At 44.7% G+C, this 16920-nt stretch carries 14 protein-coding genes and 2 tRNA genes; 5 read left to right on the forward strand and 11 right to left on the reverse strand.

Annotated features, from left to right (window positions below; genetic code table 11):
* Positions 1-25: 25 nt before the first annotated feature.
* Positions 26-973, reverse strand: a complete 948-nt coding sequence (locus ACH0AB_RS02400) for an alpha-glutamyl/putrescinyl thymine pyrophosphorylase clade 3 protein (RefSeq protein WP_406877013.1) — start codon at positions 971-973, stop codon at positions 26-28.
* Positions 974-1067: 94 nt separating this feature from the next.
* Here ACH0AB_RS02400 and ACH0AB_RS02405 point away from each other — a divergent pair, with 94 nt between their 5' ends.
* Positions 1068-1871: a pteridine reductase gene (locus ACH0AB_RS02405; protein WP_406877015.1), complete on the forward strand. Its 804-nt coding sequence runs from the start codon at positions 1068-1070 to the stop codon at positions 1869-1871.
* Positions 1872-1957: 86 nt separating this feature from the next.
* Here ACH0AB_RS02405 and ACH0AB_RS02410 read toward each other — a convergent pair whose 3' ends face one another.
* The 7 genes from ACH0AB_RS02410 to folD all read right to left on the reverse strand — a co-directional run bounded on the left by ACH0AB_RS02410 (position 1958) and on the right by folD (position 10263).
* Positions 1958-3310, reverse strand: coding sequence for a S1C family serine protease (locus tag ACH0AB_RS02410; RefSeq protein ID WP_406877016.1), 1353 nt, complete (start codon positions 3308-3310; stop codon positions 1958-1960).
* Positions 3311-3549: 239 nt separating this feature from the next.
* Positions 3550-5082, reverse strand: coding sequence for a lysine--tRNA ligase (gene lysS, locus ACH0AB_RS02415; RefSeq protein WP_406877017.1), 1533 nt, complete (start codon positions 5080-5082; stop codon positions 3550-3552).
* Positions 5083-5097: 15 nt separating this feature from the next.
* Positions 5098-5886, reverse strand: coding sequence for a phospholipase D family protein (locus ACH0AB_RS02420; RefSeq protein ID WP_406877018.1), 789 nt, complete (start codon positions 5884-5886; stop codon positions 5098-5100).
* Between the two features lies 1 nt (position 5887).
* Positions 5888-6982, reverse strand: coding sequence for a peptide chain release factor 1 (gene prfA / locus ACH0AB_RS02425; RefSeq protein WP_203172078.1), 1095 nt, complete (start codon positions 6980-6982; stop codon positions 5888-5890).
* Between the two features lie 146 nt (positions 6983-7128).
* Positions 7129-8274 carry a beta-ketoacyl-ACP synthase III gene (locus ACH0AB_RS02430; RefSeq protein WP_406877019.1) on the reverse strand — a complete coding sequence of 382 codons (1146 nt, stop codon included), beginning with the start codon at positions 8272-8274 and terminating at the stop codon, positions 7129-7131.
* A 265-nt stretch (positions 8275-8539) separates the two neighbouring features.
* On the reverse strand, positions 8540-9250 hold the full coding sequence (locus ACH0AB_RS02435) for a class I SAM-dependent methyltransferase (RefSeq protein ID WP_406877020.1): 711 nt from the start codon (positions 9248-9250) through the stop codon (positions 8540-8542).
* Between the two features lie 143 nt (positions 9251-9393).
* A complete protein-coding gene (gene folD / locus ACH0AB_RS02440; RefSeq protein ID WP_406877021.1) occupies positions 9394-10263 on the reverse strand; it encodes a bifunctional methylenetetrahydrofolate dehydrogenase/methenyltetrahydrofolate cyclohydrolase FolD in 870 nt (289 codons plus the stop codon).
* Positions 10264-10486: 223 nt separating this feature from the next.
* Here folD and ACH0AB_RS02445 point away from each other — a divergent pair.
* A tRNA-Cys gene (locus ACH0AB_RS02445) sits at positions 10487-10560 on the forward strand.
* A 161-nt stretch (positions 10561-10721) separates the two neighbouring features.
* A tRNA-Leu gene (locus ACH0AB_RS02450) sits at positions 10722-10808 on the forward strand.
* Between the two features lie 91 nt (positions 10809-10899).
* Here ACH0AB_RS02450 and tfpB read toward each other — a convergent pair.
* From tfpB to ACH0AB_RS02465, 3 genes are all read right to left on the reverse strand, one after another.
* The gene (tfpB, locus tag ACH0AB_RS02455) at positions 10900-12672 is read right to left on the reverse strand and encodes a type IV pilus assembly ATPase TfpB (protein ID WP_406877022.1); all 1773 of its coding nucleotides are present in this window, start codon (positions 12670-12672) and stop codon (positions 10900-10902) included.
* Positions 12673-12844: 172 nt separating this feature from the next.
* Complete coding sequence (locus tag ACH0AB_RS02460; RefSeq protein ID WP_286130640.1) at positions 12845-14314, reverse strand: DHA2 family efflux MFS transporter permease subunit; 1470 nt, start codon at positions 14312-14314, stop codon at positions 12845-12847.
* Positions 14315-14500: 186 nt separating this feature from the next.
* The gene (locus ACH0AB_RS02465) at positions 14501-16168 is read right to left on the reverse strand and encodes an ATP-binding cassette domain-containing protein (RefSeq protein WP_406877024.1); all 1668 of its coding nucleotides are present in this window, start codon (positions 16166-16168) and stop codon (positions 14501-14503) included.
* 141 nt (positions 16169-16309) lie between these two features.
* On the opposite strand from ACH0AB_RS02465, the gene ACH0AB_RS02470 reads away from it, so the two are divergent.
* The gene (locus ACH0AB_RS02470; protein WP_203172083.1) at positions 16310-16513 is read left to right on the forward strand and encodes a type II toxin-antitoxin system VapB family antitoxin; all 204 of its coding nucleotides are present in this window, start codon (positions 16310-16312) and stop codon (positions 16511-16513) included.
* Positions 16510-16920: a type II toxin-antitoxin system VapC family toxin gene (vapC, locus tag ACH0AB_RS02475; protein ID WP_313091269.1), complete on the forward strand. Its 411-nt coding sequence runs from the start codon at positions 16510-16512 to the stop codon at positions 16918-16920. The genes ACH0AB_RS02470 and vapC overlap by 4 nt, the downstream gene beginning before the upstream one ends.

Genomic DNA, 16920 nt, shown 5'->3' on the forward strand with positions numbered 1-16920 from the left:
ACCCCTGCTCTTTTTTTATGTATATTTAAGGTAAATCGTTAGGACTTGGTGCGTGATTCGGTGAGGCTTGCCAATGACATAACGCTGCTTCAAATACCGCATGATCAACCCCAATTGCCTCTGCTGTTTGTACCGCTAAACGCTCTAACTGAGGGTCTGTGGTGTAATGGCCAAATAGCAATTTTGCGCCACGTTTGGGGCCTGTGGCTTTAGTCAAATAGCAGTGATCGGCTTTGATGGCTAAAATTTTAAGATAGCCCAGTAACGATAAAAACTCAAATTTGGCTAATCGTCCAAATCGATAGATGTTTAGGGTTTTATATAAGTGGGCAAAGCGTTGTTCAGCGCTCAAATCTTGTTGCATCTCTTCATTGGTTAAATTTGCTACCCCACCTATATCAGCAAGCCAATGCCCATAACTATCCACTACTTGGGGCAGCTGTTTGATTGACTCATATTTGCGATGTTTACCGAATTTAAAGCTTATGTAATGGCTTTGACACTCACGAACCCACTCTACGACTACTTGAGGGTTGGCGGTCATAGTTGCCCAACTCAGTAAGGGTTTACTAGGTTCGTCAGCACCACTAAAATTGCCATACAATAGGCGTAAATATTGCCATTGAGATTGACGGTTGCCCTGTAGCTGTGGGCTATCACCGACATGAATGAGTAAAAAAGCCAACCAAAGCGACTCGGCGATATCGATATTTTGCCAATATAATATGGCTTTGACAGGGTCAAAAAACGCGCTATTGGGATTGGCTCGCTGCGTTGACCAATAAGTGGGGGTAACTGGTGTACGCTTGGCTAACGCGGTCAAATACTGTGCTTGCCTTTCGCTAGCGACCAAATGATTGGCAAAAGCGGTCAATTGCCGCTGTGACGGCTGGCTAAAAGCATGGGTGCTTTGCTGATAATCCTGCAGCGCTTGATAAAGTTGTGTCGCTCGTTCAAGGTGTGTGATAATCATAGGGTTTTCCAATCCCAACCAATTGGGCTCATATGGATTAAAGCATGAATGATTAAAACGACAAACCGATTAATCAAATAGCCATAGGTAGCAAATGATGTTGAATCAAGCAGCGATGAGCGAAGTATCCAATCCGTGCCGCGTGGCGTGTGTCACAGGTGGCGCCAAACGAATTGGTCGGGCGCTTGTGCTGGCACTGCACCAAGCCAATTATAATATCATCATCCATTACCACACCAGCGAATCAGAAGCCATGGAACTTGTTGATTACTGTAATGCCATTCGCCCACAGTCAGCAAAAAGCGTGCAAGGGGATTTAGAGGATTTTGAAACGTTGCCACAGTTAGCTTGGCGAATAATCAACAGTTTTGGTCGATTGGATTGTCTGGTTCATAATGCCTCACGATTTTACCCGACGCCCTTTGGTCAAATCTCTCAGCAAGACTGGCAAAATTTATTTTTGACCAATGCGCAAACCCCGTTATTTATCAGCCAGTATTTACATCCTTATCTGAAAAAATCGCAAGGCTGTATTATCAGCATTTTGGACATTCACGCCAATGGCAAGCCATTTGGGGGTTATACAGTCTATAACATGGCAAAAGCCGCGCACCAAATGATGGTGCAGTCGCTAGCAATCGAACTAGCGCCCGATATCCGCGTCAATGGTATCGCGCCGGGTATTAACATTTTACCCATAGAAGGCACTGAGCAAGCGCTCACCGCCCAAACGATTGAAAAAATCTGCCATGCCGTACCGTTAAAAAGAATTGGCACACCGCAAGATATCGCGCAAGTGGCGGTATTTTTGGCAGCTGCCCCGTATATCACAGGGCAGATTATTGCAGTGGATGGCGGGCGTGGTTTGACCTTAGCGGGTAATGAAAGCAGGCAATGAAATCAGCTAATCACAGCCGGCAGCCAGAGCAAGTAAAGCACCTGCCTAACCGCAACGCAACAAACTTTTGGAATTTTGAATAACGTTTAATGATGTTTTTTCAGTAATTCCATTAATTCTGCTCGAATGTCATCCTCATTGCTGGCACCATTTTGATTAGCACTATCATTATTTTGGTCAAAGTTTTGTGAGGTGGGTAGCTCGGTCAAAGCCTCTTGGGGTTGTCTTTCGCCTAGGGTCACATTGACGCTGCTTTGCGCTTTATTACGCATCACTTGTAGATTGACCACACTGTTGGGTGCTTTACGTGCGACCATTTGAATCAGCGTGTTGGCATCATTGACAGGTTTATTATCCATTGCGGTGATGATATCCCCTTTTTGCAAGCCCGCTTTGGCGGCAGGACCATCACGCATCACGTTCATCACTTCAACGCCCTGCGTGTCATCACCTAGCTTGGTTGGGTCTTTCATCGAACTTTGTAATTCAATCCCAAGCCAGCCGCGGTGCACTTTACCATCTTTAATAATGCCATTCATCACAAGCTTAACAATCTCGGTAGGAATGGCAAACCCAATGCCCATTGAGCCGCCCGAGCGTGAAAAAATCGCGGTGTTGATACCAACAAGCTGACCATAAGCATCGACCAGCGCACCCCCTGAGTTACCGGGATTGATAGCGGCATCGGTTTGGATAAAATCTTCCACCGTGTTGATACCGAGTCCCGTGCGCCCCGTTGCCGAAATAATACCTTGGGTGACGGTTTGACCGACCCCAAACGGATTGCCAATCGCCAACACCACATCGCCCACTTGGGTCGACTGTTCACGAAATCCTAAGGGTTTCAGCCCTGTCAAATCAACCTTAATCACCGCCAAATCACTTTCTACATCGCTACCGATGACTTTTGCTGTTGCTTTGCGGCCATCATTGAGCATCACGATAATGTTATCGGCTTTAGAAATCACATGCGAGTTGGTGACGATATAGCCATCTTGCGAAATAATGACACCCGAGCCTAAATTGGTATTATCGCTCTCGCCATTGGGGATACCGTGATATTCAAAATAGCGGCGCATCATCGGGTCATTCATATAGGGATGCTCCTCGATTTTTTGCGTGGTATAGATATTGACGACTGACTGGGCAGCGACAGCGACAGCATTGTGATAAGATGCCACCGCAGCATTTGGATTGTCACCGAGTTTTTTGGTATCGACAGGCTCAGATTTCGGCGGCTGCCAACCGGGCTGACTGGCTACCACTGCTTGATTTTTTTGCCAAGGCAGCTGTGGCTTGGTCATCATCCACAAACCCGCCAACAGCACTAGCAGTAACAAAATCCAGGGTAGTATTAGAGTAAATTTGTTAGGTTTACGATAAGTAGGCGGCAAAACAGGTGGGGTTTCCAAAGGCTTGTCTGAACGGGGGTCTGTCATAGTCAACGTTTCTCAACGATAGGTCAGAAAATAGACGGGTTTGAGCGAAAAATACAGTTTAGTCTAACACTGATTATTTGGTGAGTTGAGCCGATTTTTTATTAGTTTTGTTTCAAAAGATATCTTTGATATTACTGTATTCAATGATAGCTAGCTTGGATGATGGCTCGATTATCATAAAAAAACCGCAGTCACCATAATGACTGCGGTTTTGAAAGCTATCGCTGTATTGATATTTTTTAGACGTCTTTGCGGCGCATATGCGGAAACAAAATCACATCACGAATACTCGGTGCATTGGTAAATAACATCACCAAACGGTCAATACCGATGCCCTCGCCTGCAGTCGGTGGCAAGCCATAGGACAATGCTTCGATAAACTCTGCATCATAATGCATCGCTTCATCATCGCCTGCGTCTTTCTCAGCCACTTGTTGTTTAAACCGCTCGGCTTGGTCGATTGGGTCATTGAGTTCGCTAAAGCCGTTGGCAATTTCACGCCCGCCGATAAACAGCTCAAAACGGTCAGTAATTTCGCTATTGTCATCGTTACGGCGTGCTAGTGGTGAAGTTTCAGCAGGATATTCTGTGACGAAGGTTGGTTGGCGCAGTTTGGTTTCGGCGGTTTCTTCAAAGATGATGGTTTGCAGTTTGCCAATCCCAAAGATGTCTTTAACGTCCTGTTTGAGTACGTTTTTGGCATAATCCGCTAGATAATCACGGTCTGCGATTTTGCTCATGTCAAAATTATCCGCGTATTTTTCAATCGCTTTGGTCATTGGCAAGCGTTCAAATGGTGCTTTGAAACTAATTGCTTCACCTTGATAATCAATCTCCGTGGTACCTAAAATATCGTTTGCCAGTTTTTCAAACATATTTTCAGTCAGTTTCATCAAATCTTCATAATCGGCATAGGCTTGATAAAACTCAATCATGGTAAATTCTGGGTTATGACGCGCCGATACTCCTTCGTTACGAAAATTACGGTTAATCTCAAACACCCGCTCAAAACCACCGACGACTAGACGTTTTAAGTACAATTCTGGCGCAATGCGTAAAAAAAGCGGCATATCAAGCGCATTGTGATGGGTGACAAATGGACGAGCCACCGCACCGCCTGGAATGACGTGCATCATCGGGGTTTCGACTTCCATGTAACGCTCATTTAGCATATACTCACGAATACCAGCAATGACTTTACTACGGATAATAAAGGCGTTACGGCTGTCTTCATTGGTCATCAGGTCAAGGTGACGGCTACGATAGCGAGCCTCCGTATCGCTTAACCCATGGAATTTGTCTGGCAGTGGACGTAGTGATTTGGTTAATAACTGTACTTCAGTGGCATGCACAGATAATTCACCGGTGTTGGTACGAAATACATAACCTGTCACACCAATAATGTCACCGATATCCCATGTTTTAAAATCATTATAAATCTCTTCGCCCAAGTCGTTTTTACTGACATAGGCTTGGATACGACCTGTCATGTCTGCAATGGTCACAAAGCTGGCTTTACCCATCACCCGTTTAAGCATGATACGACCGGCGACAGTCACCATGACTTTATCGCTGTTTGCCAATGCTTCTTTGTCTTTATCGGCAAATTGCTGCTGCAAGTCTTGGGCATATTCTTTGCGTTTGAATTGGTTTGGGTAAGGATTCTTGCCAGCTTGTTTGATTAAATCAAGTTTGCTGTGACGTTGTTTGATAAGTTCGTTGACGTCTTCGGCTGGATGTTCGTTTTCGGAAGTTTGCGATTGGTTTGACATGATATTACCTTTTATTTAAAAACTAAACAATTTTAATAATTTGTCAGCTAAGGATGTGCCTTTATCATCTTGAATCGACACGTCTAAATCCACTGACCAAACGGTGAAATAGCCATACTGCCCTTTTTTGGTTTCACCGCCTGCTTGTTTACCTTTTTCCGTTAAGAAAATATTTTTACCTTTGGTTTCGATATACCCTAATTGCTCTAATTTTTCGCTTAACTCACTCGACTTTATACCGAGCTTATCGGCAAGTTTACTGATAGTTAATTTGTCAAAATTGCGTGGTTTTTTTGGCTCACTTGCCAGCTCGTTTTTCGGCGACTCGCTTGGCTGAATTTCGACTTTTTTGGGTTCTACTTTATCGGCAGATACTTTGATTTCTTCACTAATACGAATAATACGCTGCGCTTCTTCATATGCATCGCTATATAGCTGAGTATCTGCATCACGAGCGATCAAAATGCCCATTTCATTATTATTGATTTGGCTAAATTCATATAAATTTAAACTTGTGATAATGCATTCATTCTCGTTCATGTAGCATTTGGCATGCAAATTTTTGCAAAAACTGGTTCGAATGAACGTTAAATTTTTGAGCCAATTAATCTCTTCGGGCTGTAAATCACTTTTACCATATACAATGCGAATATCAATTTTTAGGCGATTTTTGTCTTCGAGTAATTCTTTAACTCGTTCATTGAGCTTTAGATAAGGGCTAATTAAAATAAGGCGGTCAGAAGCCTTCTTTATCATTTCTTCAAGATGATATGTCGTGCCACTGGTATTTAAAAATTTTGCCATCTTATTCTTCCCCACTCACCGATGCCATCAAATCGGCTTGGTGTTCACGCAGTAGGCTGTCAAGTAACTCATCTAAGTCACCCTGCATAATGGCATCGAGTTTGTACAAGGTTAAATTAATACGGTGGTCGGTCATTCGCCCTTGGGGAAAATTATAAGTGCGAATGCGCTCCGAGCGGTCACCACTACCGACCAAATTGCGACGCATATCACTTGACGCATCGATTTGTTTTTGCACTTTTTCTTGCTGAATTTTGGATACCAGCATTTTCATGGCTTTGTCACGGTTGGCGTGTTGGCTACGCTCTTGCTGACACTCGACCACCGTGCCTGTTGGAATATGGGTAATACGCACTGCGGAGTCGGTTTTATTGATATGCTGACCACCTGCCCCACTGGCACGATAAGTATCGATGCGCAAGTCAGCAGGGTTGATATCGACGGTATCATCAATTTCAATCTCTGGCATCACCGCGACCGTGCAAGCCGAAGTATGCACCCGTCCTTGGCTTTCAGTCTCTGGCACCCGTTGCACCCGGTGTGCGCCCGACTCAAATTTTAAGCGACCATACACACCCGTGCCCGATACACGGCTGATGATTTCTTTATAGCCGCCATGCTCACCTTCGTTCTCAGACAATACTTCCACTGTCCAACCTTGGGTTGCCGCATAACGCTCATACATACGGAACAAATCCCCGCTAAAAATCGCCGCTTCATCGCCGCCCGTCCCTGCTCGAATCTCTAAGAAGGCAGGCACTTTATCATTCGGGTCTTTAGGCAGCATCATCACATTGAGCACGTCTTCAAGCTCATTGATGGTATCTTTGGCGGCTTGGATTTCTTCTTGCGCCATTTCTTTCATGTCGCCATCGCCAGTTGAATCTGACAACATTTCTTCAGCGGTTGCCAAATCTTCTTCCGCTTGGCGGTATTTGCCCCAGACATCGACCAATGCGGATAAATCACTGTGCTCAACCGATAATTCACGGAATTTTTTGTTGTCATTCATGGTTTCTGGCTCAGACAGCATGGCGGTGACTTCTTCGAAACGGTCAGACATTTGGTCAAGGCGAAAACGTAAAGATTCTTTCATAATGATGGCTTAAAAGTTTTGGCTTAATTTAGGGCTTAAAAGTTTTGGCGCAATGTGCGCTTAAAAATAGAAAATGGCAAAATAATCGGATATTTTGCCACATTTTGGGGGGATTTGCATGGGTTTCGTGAGAGACAACAAAAAGCTTAGACTTTTTTGACCAACACACCCCCAATTGAGTAACCTGCGCCAAATGAGCAAATCACACCCAAATCACCTGACTGCATATTTTCTTGGTGCTTGTGAAACACAATCATAGGGCTGGCTGAGCTAGTATTGGCATATTCTGCTAGCACCATAGGCGCAATCGATTTATCTGCTTCTTTGCCCAACACGGTGCGTAAAATCAAATCAATCATGTTGGCATTGGCTTGGTGTAGCCACATTTTTTTGAGTTGTTGTGGCTCAACGTGGTTTTTATGGAGCAGTTCAAGGATTAAATTGGACACGGCAGGGCACACTTCACGAAATACTTTGCGACCTTCTTGCAAGAACAATTTGTCAGTCACAGGTGCGTCGATATCAGGATACATCGGCGTGCCAGCGGCTAAGAATTCACTGCGATCCAAAAAGCCGTATTCATTTTTAATATTGGTTGAAAACTGGGTAAACAGATGACTATCTAAAATTTCATAGCCTTTAGGTGTAGCGAGCTCTTCGATAATCGTCGCCGTTGCCACATCCCCAAAGATAAAGTGGCTGTCACGGTTGCGCCAGTTGAGGTGCGCTGAGGTGATTTCGATATTGACCATGGCGACACGTTTGGCAGTGCCAGCTTTAATCAGACCAACCGCTTGGGCGATACCAAAGGTTGCTGCGCTACAGGCGACGTTCATATCAAAGCCAAAACCCCCTTGCATACCAATATATTGTTGGATTTCAATGGCGATGGCAGGATACACGCGTTGGAAGTTTGAACAAGCAACAATAATACCGTCTAAGTCTTTACCTTGTAAACCTGCATTGTCCAGGGCTTGTTTTAGCGCATCTAGACCCATTTCCGCCATGATGGACATCTCTTCGCCAAGCTTGCGATAAGGAATCACAGGCGCCATGATATCTGGGTTTAAAATTCCGTCTTTTTCCATCACATAGCGGGATTTGATACCTGAGGCTTTTTCGATAAATTCGGCCGTCGAATGCACAAGTGCCGTCTTCTCACCACGGGCGATGGCATCGGCATTTTTTGCATTATAGTTATCAACGTATTGGTTAAAAGTAGCGACCAACTCTTCGTTACTGATGCTGTAAGGCGGGGTATATAATCCTGTGGCAGTGATACAAATACTCATATTAGGATTCCTTTTCTAAACGTAAAACGGCAAGGTAATCATCTAGCTGTCGTCATCAATAATGATGCTGCGGTGCATGCCATCGGGGATGGTATTGAACAAACAGATGATTAAAAATAGGGGTGTGGCTTATTATGCCTTGAAAATAGCGATAATGCGATAACTATGTTACAAATTATTTCATAGCCTTAAAAATATAGAAAACAAAGTCGAGGGTTTTTTGCGGGCATACACTCCATACTACTATAATCCTGCTATTTCTGATTCAATCCGTACTGCGATAAAGCACTACTTGGTTAAACTGCTTGGCTTCATCCATATCGGGCAAGGTGGTTGTGTTATCCAACGTCGTTACCTTGTGGTAGCGCGGGTGAGCAAAATTTTTGACGCGGCTATCGGCGACCCAAACCTCATGCGCGTATTGTAAGAACACATCTAATAACGGCAGATTGGCTTTGTCATACAGCACATCCGCGACCAACAGCACATCGACCTTATCCATGCCAAATTGCTGTTTTAACTCAAATAAATTATCTAGCAGCTCAACCGTTACCCCATTTAATTGCGCATTGGCTTGGCAGCTAGTTAGACTCACGCTATCAATATCACAGCAAATAACTCGTTTGGCACCCGCCATTTTTGCGGCAATACCAACAATCCCCGACCCTGCGCCAAAATCCATCACCACTTTATTGTGCACTATCTGTGGCTGCTGCAAAATATACTGCGCCAACACTTGCCCTGACGCCCATGCAAACACCCAATATGGACAATTATTCCACAGATTTTCTATCACCGCTGGCGTCAAATCTTCATGACAGAAATCTGGATCAATGAGCCATAAATAAAAAGGTTGATTCGGCTTAGATAATAACGGCACACGTGTCTTGGCAAGATTAGCGTTAGGCAACACTTGCTGCAATGCGGTAATCAGTTGATGAAAAACGGTTGATGAGTCAGAAGTATTTGATGGCATTGAATTTTTATAGCGGGAATTTTTATAAGCGGAAGTTTTAACAACAGTCACGTAAAGATTTCCAGTCATGGTGAAAAAATGAATACAAAAAAAATGTACAAAAAAAGGAAGCTTTAAGCACTCCCTTTTTTAATTCAAACCCATTATTTTGCTGCTGCTTTTTCTGCCGCTTCTACCGTTTGACGGATGAGTGTATTGATGGTCATTGGACCTACGCCACCTGGCACTGGGGTATAACTTGAGGCAATAGCTTCGATACCTGTCAGCTCAATATCACCCACACCACCGCTCGTGCCATCCGCATGGGTACGCGGATGAAACCCTGCATCCACCACCACGGCGCCCGATTTAATCCAATCTTTTTTGATAAGTTCTGGTTTGCCCACAGCACCCACCACGATATCCGCTTGTTTGACCAATTCTGCCAAGTTCTGGGTACGTGAGTGGCAAATGGTCACGGTACAGTTGGCATTTAATAGCATCATCGCCATCGGTTTACCCAAAATCGCGCTACGACCCACGACCACCGCATGCTTACCAGCAAGCTCAACGCCGTTTTTTTCTAATAAATACATAATACCTTGCGGGGTACACGAACCATACGCAGGCTCGCCCATCGCCATATTGCCAAAGCCTAAACAAGTTACGCCATCCACATCTTTTGCCAGCGCAATGGCATCAAAACAGGCACGCTCATCAATTTGGCTGGGCACAGGGTGTTGTAGCAAAATCCCATGCACATCTGGATTGTTGTTAAGCTCGGCAATTTTTGCCAATAACTGCTTGGTTGTAGTGGCTTGTGGCATGGCAACTTTTAAAGAATCCATACCCACACGTTGACAGGCATTGCCTTTCATTTTGACATAAGTTGCGGAGGCAGGGTCATCGCCCACCAAAATCGTTGCCAAAATCGGCGTGCGTCCAGAGTCTTGTTTTAACTTGGCAACCCGCTCGGCAAGTTCAGCTTCCATTTGTTTGGCATACGCTTTGCCATCTAACACTGTCGCAGTCATGGTGGTTCCTCAATCAATAACGAATCGGTCAACAAAAAGTCGGTTAGCAAAAAATTTGCGTTATTTTAACCGATTTTGCGGTGTGATAACATCCATTGAAAATGTTTAACCGCTAAATTAGCGCTCAAATACCCTCTACAATCCTTCATTACATCGCTCAAATGGCTAAAAAAGTCCTTGCACTTTTAAAAATTTTTGCTATCATAGCAAACCTAAATGAAATGGCTGGGTAGCACAGTGGCCATGCATCGGATTGCAAATCCGCGGACGCCGGTTCGATTCCGGCCTCAGCCTCCATTTTCATTTTTCGGTACTATTGTTTTGTTATTATAAGTCAGCGATAAACGCGAAAAAATATCGTAAAAAATTGCTTGCAAAGTTAACAAAACTGATTATAATAGCACCCACTTCTGACACAGACACCACACGACGCCAAGCGTCAGTGCTGTGACTACCCTGCCCGGGTGGTGAAATTGGTAGACACAAGGGATTTAAAATCCCTCGCTCTTACGAGCGTGCCGGTTCAAGTCCGGCCCCGGGCACCATTGATTAAGCCTAAACTTTTACGTTTAGGCTTTTTTGTTGCCGGTTATTTTTTAACTTTTACTTTTTGTCTTTCAAATAATGGTTAGCTGCCTAAGTTAATGGCACCACTCTCATCACTTCTTCAAACGTCGTCACCCCTTCGGCAATCTTTTTTGCCCCTGCCAGTCTTAACGGTTGCAACCCATCTTGATAGGCTTTTTGCGCGATTTGCGACAAGTCAGCGCCTTCGCTAATCAATTTTTTAAGCGCATTACTGAGCACCATGATTTCATACAATCCCACTCGCCCAAGATAGCCAGTGTTACGGCAGTGTTCACAGCCAACGGCATGATTGATGGTATCTGGGGCGGCGGCTTTCCAAGGACTGACTAACGCCTGCCATGTCTGCTGCTCAATGTCATTCATGGGCTTATTGGATTTACAATGTGGGCAAAGGGTACGCACCAAACGCTGTGCCATGATGCCCAAGATGGTCGCTGAGGTTAAAAACGGCGCCACGCCCAAATCATGCAGCCTTGTTAACGAACTGGGTGCATCATTGGTATGTAAAGTCGATAACACCAAGTGCCCAGTCAGCGATGCTTGTACTGCCATTTCTGCGGTTTCGGTATCGCGAATCTCGCCAATCATGATGATATCGGGGTCTTGACGCATCAACGAGCGAATACCGTCAGCAAAGGTCAAATCAATGTTATTTTGAATTTGCATTTGGTTAAATGACGGCTCCACCATCTCAATGGGGTCTTCGATGGTACAGACATTGACTTCTTCTGTCGCCAGTTTTTTGAGGGTACTGTACAGCGTCGTGGTTTTACCCGAGCCTGTCGGACCTGTGACCAAAATAATACCATTGGCTTTACGGGTCATGTCATCCCATTTTTGCAAATCCCGCCCTGTGAGCCCCAACTGTTCAAAAGAGCGCACCAGTACCTCGGGGTCAAATACCCGCATCACCAATTTTTCGCCAAACGCAGTGGGGAGCGTCGATAACCGCAGCTCGGTTTCTTGACCTTTGGGGGTGCGAGTTTTGAGCCGTCCATCTTGCGGTTTACGTTTTTCAGCGACATTGAGTCTGGCTAAAATTTTTATCCGAGCCACTACCGCGGTCATAATCCCAGTCGGCATTTGATAAACCGTATGCAAAATACCATCGATACGAAAACGCACGTTGCTTTTATCTCGGCGCGGCTCTAAGTGAATATCACTGGCACGCTGGTCAAAAGCGTACTGTAATAGCCAATCAACAATTTTGACGATGTGTTGGTCATTGGCATCGGGATTCTCAATATTGGCGGCATTGCCCAGTTGTAATAACGCTTCGACATTGGTGATATCGCCATCCGCGCGTTTTTGCTGATGGTTTGCCCCCGCAATGGCTTTGGTCACTTGATAAAATTCTTGGCGATAGCGGTTGATTTGCTCAGGACTGATTAATACGGTTTTGATTTTTTTGGGCGACACGATATGCGCAATATTGAGCTGCCAATCTTGATAAAATGGCTGGTCAGTGCCGATTTCCACCGTATCTTGGGTGACGGCGACTGGCAAAATGTGCTGCGAGCGCGCATATTCAAATGACATAATTGATGTCACTGAGGGCACATCGGTTTTCAGTGGGTCGATACGTACATAATCAACGCCTGCTTTTTGTGCTAACCAGCGATTGAGCTGGTCAAGACTGAGCGCCATTTGCGTGGTTTTATCGACCAGATGAAAGCCTGCAATCACTTGTAGGGGATGCAAGGTTTTGCGGTTATGGGTCATCACCAAATTATAATCACGTTGGTCAATGATGCCCTCTTTTAGCAGTTCATCAAGACACCAACGGGTATCAATTATCATTGAAAAAGCATTGGAGAGCATAGGTTTTCCAAAACGATTGCGACCATAGAGTAGCAATTAGGGACAATCGGGTTAAAGGATTAAAATTATCATAAAAATGAGTGAAATAAATCACCACACTATCCATCGGTATGGCTGGGCAACCTATATTGACAACATGGTATCAACGATATGGGCAAAAATATAAGGGCGATTACTGGTATAGTCCTTTGCCATCAAATCGGTGCAACCGCAAAAAATACAGCCCAGATAAAATCGTCATGATACCCAATATGATAAAACTGTATGAAAATGCGGTTTGCGTCTGTGCCAGCGAGGCGCGAGCGGGCGTCAGTAAATGTAGCAGCATCGCCCCAAAGCCAATCCCAAAACTAATCGCCAACTGTTGGTTGACCGACAATAAACTATTGCCACTGCTGGTTTGACTTGGGCGAAGCCGTGCGATACTGATGGTGTTCATCGTGCTAAATTGTAGCGAATTACACGCCCCCATAAAAGTCAAAAATGGCACACTTAACCAAATCGGCGTGGTTTGATTGAGTTGTGATAGCAGCATGATATTAACCCCAATCAACAAGGTATTGCCCGCCAATGTTCTACGATAACCAAATCGCTTCACAATACGCGTGACTAGCGGCTTGGTCAACAGTGCGCCCACCGCAATCGGTGCCAACATCCAGCCCGCTTGTGACGGCGAATAGCCCTGCACCACTTGCAGCAGTAGCGGCAGTAGAAAAGGAATCGCACTCATCCCCAAACGGGTCAGCAAATTGCCAACAATGCCCACCCGAAAGGTACGCACTTGAAATAAATCCAAGCCAAATAGCGGTTGTTGTCCATTACGCGATTCTGAGTATTTGGCGTGATAATAATAGCCAATAAGCAGCATAATCGCCAATAAAGCAACCATCACGGGAAAAACCGCTGAAGCCAGATTATCGGCATGAATGTTATTGGCAAACTCGAGCGCAAAGGTAAAGCTTGCCATCGCGCCACCAAACAGCAAAAATCCAAGCAAATCCATGCTGGGATTGCGCTGTAGATAGTTGGGCATCAGTTTCCACCCTGCCCACATCCCCAATGCCCCCATAGGAATATTAATCAAAAAAATCCAATGCCAGCTTGCCAGCTCCACCAAATACCCCCCGACCAAAGGCCCAATCACTGGCGCAATCATCGCAGGCATTACCGCATAATTCATCACCGACAGCATACGTTCTCGCGGATAGCTTTTAATCAGCGTTAACTTGCCCACAGGCATCAGCATCGCACCGCCCAATCCTTGCACCACGCGAGAAAAAATTAGGCTATTGAGCGTTGGTGACACCGCACACATCATCGAGCCTGCCGTAAACACGCCAATCGCCACCATAAAGGTGGTTTTAGTACCATACTTATCGGCAATAAAACCACTAATCGGGGTAAAAATTGCCAAAGTAAGCGCATAGCTAATCACTGTCCACTGCATTGATAACGCAGGCTGATTTAAATCATGCGCCATCGCAGGCAAAGCGGTATTGAGCACCGTTGAGTCTAAAATTTGCATAAACAAAGCGATTGCCACCACGATTGGCAAATATTTGGTTTGCGCGGGGGTTAAGGCAGCTATAGCAAATAGGTCATGCTGTGGCTTTTTGTCTTCGGTAATGATGGAATTTGGCATGGTTAACTTTTAACAATTGCTAAAGGGGCTGTAGTGAAGTGCATGTAATCAAGTAGCTATATAATTGCTTGTAATAAAATCACTAGGGTTAAATGACTAGGATAAATTGGCTATAAGCAAGCAAACTTACGTCACAACGTGGTTCACGATAATTGTTAACTTTCTAATGTTTTGACAGCAAATCCGCTAGTTTTCACTGCTGTGCGCAATTAGGGCAGTCACATAGTGATTTTGTGGTTGGGTGAAGATATTGTCTGTCGTATCATACGCTTGTGTCTCGCCATTTTTCAATACCAGTATCGTTTGACACAATGCCTTAACCACCTGCAAATCATGGCTGATAAAAATATAGCTTAAGCCAAATTTTGCTTGAATATCTCGCAATAACTCGACTATTGCCACTTGGGTGCTGCTATCAAGCGCCGATGTGGGCTCATCGAGTAACAAAATTTTGGGTTTCATCACCAACGCCCGCGCAAGTGCCACCCGCTGACGCTGACCGCCTGAAAGCTCATGCGGATAACGGCTGATAAAATCTCGTGGCAACCGCACCGTGTCTAAGGCTGCTAATACCGCTTTTTCACGCTTCGTTTTTGCCATACCTTGAATAGTTAGCCCTTCTTCAATTATCTCAAACACACTAAACCGTGGATTGATACTGGCATACGGGTCTTGAAATACCATTTGCATATCCGAGCGATACGGCAAAAAGGCTTTATTCGACAACGCTAAAACGTCCGTCATGTGAGCATTGGCTGACAGCAAAATCTGACCTTCCACTTTGGCAGCATTAGCCAATAATTTGATGAGTGCCAAAGCTGTGGTGGTTTTGCCAGAACCCGACTCGCCCACTATACCTAAGGATTGACCTTGTGCAAGGGTCAAGTTTAACCCTTTAACCGCCTCAAACCATTGGGTGGTTTGACCCAATATATTGTTTTTTTGGGGGAAAGCGATGGTTAACTGTTTAACTTCCAAAACGCTGGGTGAATTGTCAATGATGGGTAAACTTTGTCCAAAATCTTGATAAATCAATGAGCGAGTATAATCCTGCTGCGGCTGGTCAAAAATCGCTTGGGTTTGCCCCTGCTCCATGACCTTGCCTTGTTGCATGACGATGAGGTTGTCACTGTAGCGTTTGACAAGGTTTAAATCATGGCTAATCAAAATCATCGCCATGCCCCGCTCGTGTTTTAGCCGATGCAATAACCGCAAAATCTCATGGCGTAAAGTCACATCTAGGGCGGTGGTTGGCTCGTCTGCGATAATAATGTCAGGGTCTTGCGCCAGTGCCATCGCTATCATGATACGCTGTCGTTGCCCACCCGAGAGCTCGTGCGGATAGCGCGCAAGTTTGCTTTCAGGGTTGGCAATATTGACTTGAGTAAGTAGGTCAATGGTACGCTGTCGCCAGTGTTTTTTTGCCACGCCAGCCAGACTTAATGATTCGGCGATTTGTTTGCCCACCGTGTGCAAGGGGTTTAAGGCGGTCATCGGTTCTTGAAAAATCATGCCGATGCGTTTGCCACGGATTTGGCGGAAAATATTTTCGTTTTGCTTTCTGCTTTTGGAATAAGTGCTTAGGCTATCGTCTTCAATGGGTAAAATGATTGGTTTGGGGTTTTGCGTATCACTAACATTATCGCTAACATCAGTTAAAGTGGCTTGTCCTGTGATGCTTAGGCTATTTGGCAGCAGTCCGAGTAAGGCAAGGCTTGAGATGGATTTGCCAGAGCCAGATTCGCCCACAATGGCAAGCGTTTCGCCTGTGTGCAGGGTATAAGATAGGTTATCAACCAGCGTTTGATTGGCGGATTTGATGGTTAGGTTTTTGACTTTGAGTAACTCGCTCATTTATCATTTCCTTGAATGGTCGAACTTTTATCCGTATGCATGAGCGTCCCCGCCACAAAACCTGAACTCATATTTTTATCCTTTTAACTATTTATTAAAATGTGTATAATATCAAATAATTATACACAAAGGCGAAATGATATGCGAACTAACATCATAATAGATGACAATCTAATGCAACAGACCCTACAAGCCACAGGCATTAAAACTAAAAAAGAAGCCGTCGAACAAGGGCTAAAGCTACTCTTGCAAAAAAGCCAACAACAAAAAATCCGTGACTTGCGGGGCAAACTGCATTGGGAAGGCGACTTAGCCGAAATGCGTAAAACAGGTGTTGAAGGGTGAGCTTGCCTATCATCGCTGATACTAGCGTTTGGATAGACTATTTTAACGGTCATTCAACACCTCACACCGATTTTTTGGACACGCAACTTGAGGCAAGTAATGTGGCGATTTTTGATGTGATTTTGATGGAAATCTTGCAAGGTTTTCGCCTTGATACAGACTACAATCAAGCCAAAAATGCCCTTGATAGTTTATTATGTTACGATATTTTAAACCAACAAAATGCGATTAAATACGCTGATTATTACCGCCAATTACGCAAGCAAGGCATTACCATTCGTAAATCCAATGATGTGATGATTGCTAGTTTTTGCGTTGAACATCAATTACCCCTGTTATTTTGCGATAGGGATTTTATTCCGTTTACTCAGCATTTTGGGTTGATTGCTGCATTGAATTTTAGTTAA

Source organism: Moraxella sp. 179-F 1C4 NHS, assembly GCF_045370505.1.
Lineage (GTDB): Bacteria > Pseudomonadota > Gammaproteobacteria > Pseudomonadales > Moraxellaceae > Faucicola > Faucicola tetraodonis.

Coding starts and splice junctions, on each gene's coding strand:
- lysS (WP_406877017.1), bottom strand. CDS start 5,082: ATGTCAAACCAATCGCAAACTTCCGAAAACGAACATCCAGCCGAAGAC.
- tfpB (WP_406877022.1), bottom strand. CDS start 12,672: ATGCTCTCCAATGCTTTTTCAATGATAATTGATACCCGTTGGTGTCTT.
- ACH0AB_RS02460 (WP_286130640.1), bottom strand. CDS start 14,314: ATGCCAAATTCCATCATTACCGAAGACAAAAAGCCACAGCATGACCTA.
- ACH0AB_RS02405 (WP_406877015.1), top strand. CDS start 1,068: ATGATGTTGAATCAAGCAGCGATGAGCGAAGTATCCAATCCGTGCCGC.
- ACH0AB_RS02470 (WP_203172083.1), top strand. CDS start 16,310: ATGCGAACTAACATCATAATAGATGACAATCTAATGCAACAGACCCTA.
- folD (WP_406877021.1), bottom strand. CDS start 10,263: ATGACTGCGACAGTGTTAGATGGCAAAGCGTATGCCAAACAAATGGAA.
- prfA (WP_203172078.1), bottom strand. CDS start 6,982: ATGAAAGAATCTTTACGTTTTCGCCTTGACCAAATGTCTGACCGTTTC.
- ACH0AB_RS02430 (WP_406877019.1), bottom strand. CDS start 8,274: ATGAGTATTTGTATCACTGCCACAGGATTATATACCCCGCCTTACAGC.
- ACH0AB_RS02435 (WP_406877020.1), bottom strand. CDS start 9,250: ATGCCATCAAATACTTCTGACTCATCAACCGTTTTTCATCAACTGATT.
- ACH0AB_RS02420 (WP_406877018.1), bottom strand. CDS start 5,886: ATGGCAAAATTTTTAAATACCAGTGGCACGACATATCATCTTGAAGAA.
- ACH0AB_RS02410 (WP_406877016.1), bottom strand. CDS start 3,310: ATGACAGACCCCCGTTCAGACAAGCCTTTGGAAACCCCACCTGTTTTG.
- ACH0AB_RS02465 (WP_406877024.1), bottom strand. CDS start 16,168: ATGAGCGAGTTACTCAAAGTCAAAAACCTAACCATCAAATCCGCCAAT.
- ACH0AB_RS02400 (WP_406877013.1), bottom strand. CDS start 973: ATGATTATCACACACCTTGAACGAGCGACACAACTTTATCAAGCGCTG.